The sequence below is a fragment of the Desulforhopalus sp. genome, from assembly GCA_030247675.1.
Lineage (GTDB): Bacteria > Desulfobacterota > Desulfobulbia > Desulfobulbales > Desulfocapsaceae > Desulforhopalus_A.
This window is the reverse complement of the sequence record JAOTRX010000005.1, coordinates 394,507-402,505: the sequence shown is the minus strand read 5'-3', so window position 1 is coordinate 402,505 and position 7,999 is coordinate 394,507. Positions and strand designations below refer to the sequence as shown.

Below are 7,999 nucleotides of genomic sequence, written 5' to 3'. Positions count from 1 at the left end.
TCTCAACTTCCATTCCTAAACGATTTTTAACCATGATCCTAATGCCTTATTCCTAAACACCAGAATCATCCCTCGCTCAAGTCCGCGGCAAACTACTTGATTCGTCCCGGACCGTCAAGAAGAAAAATGATCAAGGGAAATGATTTATTGGATGCTCAATCCTATGCAGCTGATTTGCCGTTTTTTACTTCTGAATGATAATAAACAAAAGTGTCAGTTCTCAATCAAAGCTACCTTTTTTGTATGAGTTGAAGGAGCTTGGTGAGTATATCAAGCGTTAAATTTCCTGCTTCCTCCATACTTTCACCCAAAGCAACAAAGCCATGGTCTCTAAGAATGAAAAACCGGGTTGATGTATTTATAATATCGAGAGCCGATTCAGCCAGTTCCCGTGTGCCGTATGGATGGAAGGTTCTGGTAATGGGTAAGTCTAGAGCCGTAGCATATTTCAGAAACAAGCTGCAATGGCCGTGGAGAATGGCTGTGATGTAGGGACTGGACGTGTAGATGAGGCCGTGTAGCAAGGTTTCTGAAGAAGGAATCGATGGGCCTTCAAAAAGAAAGCAGTTTGCGGAATTTTCGAAAGCGATGATATGCGCAAAACTGTCTTCATCAACATCTTCTGTCGGTACCATACCGGATTTTGTTATGATAAATGATGAGGATCCGGTCCGGTAGGAGTGGTTGCCATAAGCTCCTTCAGAGTGAACAGGGGTGAGACCTAGCTGCGAAAAGAGATATGCCCATCGATTAAGTTGAAGCAGAGGCTCCTGCGCAGTCGTGAACGATTTGGCAACTTGTTTGTAATTGAATTTCACGCCTTTATATCTTTCCATGATATATCAACTGTCGTATTGGCTGGGATAATTGCTTTATCATCAAAAGCAATAAACATATTTAGCAATAAAAAAGGGGATTCAGAAAAATCTCTGAATCCCCTTTAAAAAATGGTGCCTAGAGCGAGAGTCGAACTCGCACGCCCACAAGGAGCACGAGATTTTAAGTCTCGGGTGTCTACCGGTTCCACCATCCAGGCCTTTAGAAGTAGAGTGCTTTTAACATACCATAATCTCCATTGTCAATCCAGATCAGTAGAAACTGGGCAGGAATCTGGAGGCAGTTGGCTGGTTGGATAATACTTGTTACAACAGCATATCGGCCTGACGGATTATGGCGAGCATATCTCTGACTGCCTGATCCAAGCCGGTAAAGATGGAACGAGCAATAATCGCATGGCCGATGGAGAGTTCTTCGATTGCACCGATAGAAGCAATGGCCGCTGTGTTATGGTAGCCGAGGCCATGCCCGGCGCAGACCCGGAGTCCCATCTGGGAGGCCTCTTCCGCTGCCGCCACGAGAAGGTCAAATTCATGGTCGCGCGCCGCCTCATTTATGGCATCACAGTATCGACCTGTATGCAGCTCAACAAAGGTCGCACCGATCTTCTTGGCTGCCGCCAGTTGTTTTGGGTCGGGATCGACAAAAATTGACACCGGAATTGCCGCTGAGGTCATTTTCTCAACAACTTTGGCAATTTTTGCTTGCTGCCGAACGATGTCGAGACCACCTTCCGTGGTTAATTCCTCACGCTTTTCAGGGACCAAGGTGATGAAATCGGGTTTGATATCAAGAGCTATGGCGATGATATCTTTGTTCGCGCCCATCTCCAGGTTCAATTTAGTTTTGATGGTTTGGCGGAGTAAAACAACGTCTCGATCTTGAATATGCCGTCGGTCCTCGCGCAGATGGACGACAATCCCCGAGGCCCCAGCTATTTCACAGATAGATGCTGCAGCAACCGGATCTGGTTCCGCGATTCTTCGAGCCTGCCGGACGGTAGCAACATGATCAACATTGATGGCAAGTTTGGTCATTCTAGTTCTCCTGAAGGTGTCTATCCTGTTGAGCAGCTCATTTTCTTTGGCCAGCATTTTTGTCTCTTCAACTGCTGAGCGTTCGTGATCATAGCCAAGCAGGTGGAGCAGGCCATGTACAAGCAGCCATGTTGTGCGCTGTTGCAATGATTGGCCATATTGGATCGATTCCCGGATGGCGGTATCGATAGAGATGACGATATCACCGAGCTCCTTTATCGGTAAGGTGGCAAGTGATGCGTCAGCTCCGTCGGCAATTGGGAAGGAGAGGACGTTGGTTGGCTGGTTCTTGTTACGGTACTGACTGTTCAGCTGGGTCATCTCCTCGTCACCTACCAAAAGGATGCTGAGGGTGTGATCAGCGACACCGCATTCTTTAAGGAGACGATTGGCCAGTTTGATGAGCAACCGCTCCAAACCAGGGTGATCAGGGGAGCGGTAGTGGCTGGTTAGTTGGGTCGGCATGCAATAGGCCTTATTGCTTTTCGTAAGCGTTGATAATCTGTTGGACTAATGGGTGACGGACCACATCTTCTTTGGAAAATGAGCAGAACCTAATGCCGTCAATGTTGCCGAGGATCTTCCTGGCTTGGAGGAGACCGGACTGATTCTTCATCGGCAGGTCGACTTGGGTGGTATCGCCGGTTATTACCGCCCGGGAGTCAAAGCCGATCCTGGTCAGAAACATCTTCATCTGCTCGCGGGTGGTATTCTGTGCTTCGTCGAGGATAATAAAGGCGTTGCTGAGTGTCCGGCCGCGCATAAAGGCAAGGGGAGCTATCTCGATAACTTCCTGTTCGATGAGGGTTCCGGCCTTCTCGGGACCAAGCATATCATTGAGGGCATCGTGCAGGGGGCGAAGATACGGGTTTACTTTCTGGGCCACATCTCCCGGTAAAAAGCCGAGTTTTTCACCGGCCTCCACCGCTGGACGGGTGAGGATGATGGATTTGACCTGGCCGGTGGTGAGGGCGGACACGGCCATGGCCACGGCAAGATAGGTCTTACCGGTGCCGGCCGGTCCTATTCCAAAGACAATATCGTTGTCACGAATGGCATCGATATAGGATTTTTGGTTCCTTGTCTTTGGTGATATCACGCGATTTTGGGTCGTTACATAGACCTTGTCGAGAAAGATTCTATCGAGTCGCGCGTTGGGGGTGGATTCAAGGATTTTCAGGCCAAAGGCAAAATCGGAGCTAAAAACAGGATATCCTCGGTTAACCAGTTCGTAGAGTTGGCTGAGAAGGCCCTCTACCAGTTCTACCTCGTGGGGCATGCCGACAATGCGCAGATTGGTTCCACGCGCATGAATCGTCACCCCCGAGCACTTTTCTATGGCGAGCAGATTTTTGTTGAGAGCGCCATAGAGGGAGCAGGCCTTGGCATTATCTATAAAGGTAAGCTCCCTTTCTATAATATCGGCGTTCATGCAATCACGGCTTTTTAGTCAATTTTTGCAATTCATCGTCAATAATAGCCTGGATCCCTTCAAGGCTTCGTTGCCGGGGGGCGCGGCCATTGATAAAGAGAGTTGGTGTCCCGGTTACTCCGGCATTCTGGGCATCGAGGATATCTTTCTGGAGCTTGTTCTGAATTTTGGGTGATTCCATGTCTTTTTCAAACCGCGCAATATCAAGATTGAGAGCAGTAGCGGTCTTTTTGATAGTATCTTCTGCTAACTTTTTTTCGGCAAATAACTTGTCGTGAAAAGGCCAGAACTTCCCCTGCTCATGAGCGGCGAGCGCTGCCTTGGCGCTGGGTTCAGCAAGTTTGTGGAATTTCAATGGCATGTTTTTAAAGGTCAGTTTGACATTTTTCGGATTTTTTTCAAGTACTTCGTCGAGAAGTGGGATAATCTGACGGCAATACGGACATTCGAAATCAGTGAACAAAACTATATTGACAGGTGCTTCAGCCGGGCCTTTAAATGGAGAACCGGTGCTATCAACATCAACAACAAAGGACACGGCAACTGAAGTGAACGATTGAGTGGCATTATTTATAAGGTACAACACCTCTCCCTGGGGGGAGATATCAATTGCCGAGACACCTTCTTCTACAGGGATACTTCCTTGGAGCTGCCCCTGATTATTGAAAACTTGCACCTGTTGCTTATCGTTGAGAATAAAAGCGAATTTCCCGTCCAGCGAGTTCACCATCGCCAGGGATTTCCCTGCAATAGGCCACGTTTGCTGGATTTTCCATTCAACCCTTTTATCCTGTCCACTCTCCGGCATGGTGAGGGCGTTGGCCCCTGAGCCGATGAGAAGAGCTGCCATGCAGCACACATACAATCCGGAGAATTTCATAATGTCCTCATAACATGTTAATTTTGAAGAGTTATAGTGCGAGTACGGTGTAATTAACCGCTCAATAATAGTCACTCCCGTGGGTTTTCGCAAGCATGCCCCCTATCCGAAAATGGATCATCCTTATTTAACCTGGGAAAATCGAGGTGGTGGTGGAAAAAGATCTGGTAACGATTTATTCAAAATGGTATTTATAGCAACTTTTTATAGGGAGACTTTCGAGTTGGATGGATCCGGGCTTGACGACATAGCTTCGGTGAATTATCTCTTCTCGACGGTTTGGATGTTTTTATTTTGCGAGGATGGCGGAATTGGTAGACGCACCAGACTTAGGATCTGGCGGGGAAACCTGTGAGAGTTCGAGTCTCTCTCTTCGCACCAGTAAAAATTCAAGGGGTTAGCTAGAAATAGCTAACCCCTTTTTTTATTGCTAGGGGGATTGCCGAGGCACTGGCAATTCTCATCGCACCGAGCGTTTAAGCCTCAGTGTCTTTAAAGAGTTCCCGGCCTATCAGCATGCGGCGGATTTCGCTGGTGCCTGCGCCGATCTCGTAGAGTTTCGCATCACGAAGAAGCCGGCCGGTGGGGTAGTCATTGATGTAGCCATTACCACCCAAACACTGAATTGCCTCAAGGGCCATCCAGGTCGCTCTCTCGGCCGCGTAGAGAATCACCGCGGCAGAATCCTTACGAATATTGCCGCCGCTGTCAGCCGCCTTGGCTACTGTATAGGTATAAGCCTTGCAGGCGTTCCAGGTCGCGTACATATCGGCGATCTTGCCTTGCATCAGTTCGAATTCACCGATCGCCCGGCCGAACTGGCGCCGCATATGGATGTAAGGAAGCACCACCTCCATACAGGCACACATAATTCCCAAAGGACCGCCGGTAAGCACCAGCCGTTCATAGTTCAGGCCGCTCATCAACACCTCAACGCCTCTGTCTAATCTGCCGAGAATATTCTCCGCCGGAACAGCGCAGTTATCAAAAACCAGTTCACAGGTAGGAGAGCCCCGCATACCGAGCTTGTCCAGCTTTGGGCTGGTTGAGAAGCCGGGCATGGTCTTTTCCACGATGAAAGCCGTTATCCCCTGATGTTTTTTCTCCGGTGCGGTTTTGGCGTAGACGACCAGGACATCGGCATTCGGACCATTGGTGATCCACATCTTCGTGCCGTTGAGAATATAGCTGTCGCCTTGTCTGACTGCGGAAAGACGCATGCTGACGACGTCAGAACCAGATCCTGCCTCACTCATGGCCAGGGCCCCGATGTGTTCGCCGGAAATGAGCTTTGGCAGATAGCGTTGTTTTTGCTCCTCGGTGCCGTTCAGTTTCAGTTGATTGACGCAGAGATTGGAATGGGCCCCGTAAGCCAGACCAACTGAGGCCGAGCCGCGGCTGATCTCCTCCATGGCGATGACATGTTCGAGGTAGCCCATTTCGGCACCGCCGTAACTTTCCGGAACGGTAATTCCAAGAAGGCCCATTTCCCCCATCTTTCGCCACAGCTCAGGGGGAAAGAAATCGTTGCGGTCGATCTCCGCCGCAAGCGGAGCAATCTCCGCGTCGACGAAATCTCGAACCGAATTGCGTAAAAGATCGGCAGTTTCACCCAGGCCAAAATTCAAAAGAGAAAATAATTTCATGGTTTTCTCCCTGTTGAGAGGATGTGAAGTGGTGAACCGGCAAACTGTTCAACGATCATGGTACGGCGTACATCTCATTCCCAATTACCGACACAACTACACTGTTTAGGAAGATAGCTCTACGATTCCAGCAAAATAGTCGAGAGCCTCGGGATTTTTCAGAGCATCTTTATTTTTAACCTCGCGTCCATGGATTATTTTTTGGACGGCAAGCTCGACCTTCTTCATATTAAGGGTATACGGAATATCGGGAATCTGCAGAATTTTTGCCGGGACATGGCGAGGTGAGGCATTAAGTCTGATAGCCTTTTTGATCTCGTCGCGTAGGGAATCGGTAAGGTCGCAGCCCTCCTTCATTTTTACAAAGAGAATGACTCTGATATCCCCTTGCCATTCCTGGCCGACTACGACACTGTCGGCAATCCTATCGATCTGTTCAATGACGCGGTAGATCTCCGCCGTACCGATCCGGACTCCACCGGGGTTGAGGGTGGCGTCGGACCTGCCGTACATGATAAGGCCGCCCCGTTCGGTGACCTCGATAAAGTCACCGTGCGTCCAGATGCCGGGAAACCTGTCGAAATAGGCGGAATGATATTTTTTCCCGTTCGAATCATCCCAAAAATAGATGGGCATGGAGGGGAAGGCCGCCGTGCACACCAGCTCACCCTGCCGGCCGACAACGGGCTCACCGTCTTCGTTGTAGGCAAAGACTTTCATGCCGAGTCCGCGACACTGGAGTTCGCCCTCGTATACAGGCCCCAGCGGATTGCCAAGGGCAAAACAGCCATTGAGGTCGGAGCCTCCGGAGATCGAGGCAAGTTGCAGGTCTGCCTTTATTTCCTGATAGATGAAATGAAAATCCTCTTTGGAAAGCGGGGAACCGGTGGAGAGGAGGGTTCGCAGGTGCGGCAGCTCGAAAGTTTTTCCAGGCTTGACACCGGCATTTTTCAGTGCGGCGATATATCCTGCGCTGGTGCCAAAGACGGTGATTTTTTCTGCTTCGGCCATTCGCCACAGGGCGTCTGCTGCCGGGTGAAAGGGATTGCCGTCATACAATACCAGGGTTGCCCCGACGGCTAGGGAGGTCACCAGCCAATTCCACATCATCCAGCCGCAGGTGGTGAAGTAGAAGATAGTGTCTTGTCGCTTCAGGTCGGTATGGAGAAGAAGTTCCTTTAATTGGTGCAGTAAAACCCCTCCGGCGCTTTGCACCATGCATTTCGGCAGGCCGGTCGTGCCGGATGAGTACATGATGTAGAGCGGATGGTCGAAGGGCAATTGCGTAAATGCGATCTCATTTGCATTATTGTCCGTGAAATCGGGATAGAGAGTGGCCTTGGGAAGGGATTGCAGTTCCGGATTATTGTTGATGTAAGGAATTACGACAATGGTTTCTAGCGAGGGGATTTCTTTGGCGATGCCGCAAACCTTGGCCAGACAGTCGAGAGGCTTCCCTTTGAAATAATAGCCGTCGGCGGTGAAGAGAACCTTTGGTTTGGTTTGGCCGAATCTGTCAAGCACTCCTTTGATACCAAAATCGGGGGAGCAGGACGACCAAGTTGCCCCAAGACTGGTTGCGGCGAGCATGGCAACAATTGCTTCGGGCATATTCGGTATAAAGCCGACAACCCGGTCCCCAGGGACGACCCCGGCCTTACGGAGCGATGCAGCAAGCTTGGCGGTTGCCGCGAAAAGTTCACTGTAGGTGAGGGTTCTGCGAACCACATCCTCACCTTTAAATATCAGGGCTATATGGTCATCGCGATAGCGCAGCAGGTTTTCGGCAAAGTTCAAACGGCTACCGGTAAACCATTGGGCGCCGGGCATTTTGTACGGATCATCGACTACCTGATCGTATTTTTTTTCAGCTTGTATCTCAGCAAAATCCCAGAGCTCTGCCCAAAATGCGGCAATGTTGGCGACCGACCACTGATATAGCCCATCATAATCGGTGAATTGTGTTCCATGTCTGCGGTTCACGGTATCCATGAACCGGTACATATTGGAATCCTTGATTCGTCGCTCCGATGGTACCCATAATGGTTTGAGCATGGTCTTCCTCTTCTCTGTGTATGAGAAATTTATGTTTCCATTCTGAGGATCTTGTTGTGCTATTTCGTTGTTCGCCGTTTCCTTTCTTTGTCCAGCGTTATTCTGAAGTCGT

General features: G+C 49.8%; 6 protein-coding genes and 2 tRNA genes. 1 reads left to right on the top strand and 7 read right to left on the bottom strand.

From position 1 onward, the window contains the following. Positions 1–230: 230 nt before the first annotated feature. From OEL83_13335 to OEL83_13315, 5 genes are all read right to left on the bottom strand, one after another. Positions 231–836: a class II aldolase/adducin family protein gene (locus OEL83_13335; protein MDK9708019.1), complete on the bottom strand. Its 606-nt coding sequence runs from the start codon at positions 834–836 to the stop codon at positions 231–233. Between the two features lie 112 nt (positions 837–948). Next, a tRNA-Leu gene (locus tag OEL83_13330) sits at positions 949–1,036 on the bottom strand. Between the two features lie 106 nt (positions 1,037–1,142). Further along, on the bottom strand, positions 1,143–2,339 hold the full coding sequence (locus tag OEL83_13325) for a pyridoxine 5'-phosphate synthase (GenBank protein MDK9708018.1): 1,197 nt from the start codon (positions 2,337–2,339) through the stop codon (positions 1,143–1,145). Positions 2,340–2,349: 10 nt separating this feature from the next. Further along, positions 2,350–3,306, bottom strand: a complete 957-nt coding sequence (locus OEL83_13320) for a PhoH family protein (GenBank protein MDK9708017.1) — start codon at positions 3,304–3,306, stop codon at positions 2,350–2,352. A 4-nt stretch (positions 3,307–3,310) separates the two neighbouring features. Further along, positions 3,311–4,261, bottom strand: coding sequence for a thioredoxin domain-containing protein (locus OEL83_13315; protein MDK9708016.1), 951 nt, complete (start codon positions 4,259–4,261; stop codon positions 3,311–3,313). Positions 4,262–4,482: 221 nt separating this feature from the next. On the opposite strand from OEL83_13315, the gene OEL83_13310 reads away from it, so the two are divergent. Beyond that, a tRNA-Leu gene (locus OEL83_13310) sits at positions 4,483–4,567 on the top strand. A 95-nt stretch (positions 4,568–4,662) separates the two neighbouring features. Here OEL83_13310 and OEL83_13305 read toward each other — a convergent pair. Both OEL83_13305 and OEL83_13300 read right to left on the bottom strand, forming a co-directional pair. Further along, the gene (locus OEL83_13305) at positions 4,663–5,832 is read right to left on the bottom strand and encodes an isovaleryl-CoA dehydrogenase (GenBank protein MDK9708015.1); all 1,170 of its coding nucleotides are present in this window, start codon (positions 5,830–5,832) and stop codon (positions 4,663–4,665) included. A 105-nt stretch (positions 5,833–5,937) separates the two neighbouring features. Next, positions 5,938–7,887 (bottom strand): acetoacetate--CoA ligase, encoded by a 1,950-nt coding sequence (locus OEL83_13300; protein MDK9708014.1) that lies wholly within the window; start codon positions 7,885–7,887, stop codon positions 5,938–5,940. Positions 7,888–7,999 lie beyond the last annotated feature (112 nt).

Coding starts and splice junctions, on each gene's coding strand:
- OEL83_13305 (MDK9708015.1), bottom strand. CDS start 5,832: ATGAAATTATTTTCTCTTTTGAATTTTGGCCTGGGTGAAACTGCCGAT.
- OEL83_13335 (MDK9708019.1), bottom strand. CDS start 836: ATGGAAAGATATAAAGGCGTGAAATTCAATTACAAACAAGTTGCCAAA.
- OEL83_13325 (MDK9708018.1), bottom strand. CDS start 2,339: ATGCCGACCCAACTAACCAGCCACTACCGCTCCCCTGATCACCCTGGT.
- OEL83_13320 (MDK9708017.1), bottom strand. CDS start 3,306: ATGAACGCCGATATTATAGAAAGGGAGCTTACCTTTATAGATAATGCC.
- OEL83_13300 (MDK9708014.1), bottom strand. CDS start 7,887: ATGCTCAAACCATTATGGGTACCATCGGAGCGACGAATCAAGGATTCC.